Here is a 542-nt window from a genome sequence, read left to right on the forward strand (position 1 = left end):
GCGCGATCGTATCCTCCTGTAGTCTCACAGCAGAAGAGCATGGTGTCGGTCTTGACTCCTCGACCAGCGTTCTTCTTGCTCCAAGAGACGAGGCTCCGGAACCCCTTAGGGTTGTTTTCTACAGTGGTGTAGGCGAGCTGCTGCTCGCTGTCTGATTCTGATTCGTAGCGAATCAGGGTGGCGTCCAGTTTTTCTTTGGAAACGTCGATGCCGATAAAGTGATATTCCATAACTTTGTATCTGATTATTGATAAGGACCAGCTAGGCTACATTAGGCTATTACTTTAATTAGGCTATAGGCCTCACTTTCTAATGAGTCTCAAGTAGCTGAACTCCAGAGGGTCTATAACAGACCTTAGGCTCGAAGCCTCGTAGGGACGATAGATTACCCTCTGGTTGCTGTCCTTACCTCACTACAACAAAGGTAAGAACAACCCGTTCAACTGACCTAATCTCGGGTCGATTTCTTTTCACTCTGCAAAGTTAAAGTAGGGACGCACGATCTGTGCGTCCGTTGTAGAACGTTCTTGACGATGTAACGG

The 542-nt window shown here is 47.6% G+C and carries 1 pseudogene; it reads right to left on the reverse strand.

Annotated elements, in window-relative coordinates:
* Window positions 1-230: pseudogene (locus tag PORUE0001_RS09495) on the reverse strand (IS110 family transposase); the annotation flags it as partial.
* Between the last annotated feature and the right edge of the window lie 312 nt (window positions 231-542).

Source organism: Porphyromonas uenonis 60-3, from assembly GCF_000174775.1.
Classification (GTDB): Bacteria; Bacteroidota; Bacteroidia; order Bacteroidales; family Porphyromonadaceae; genus Porphyromonas; species Porphyromonas uenonis_A.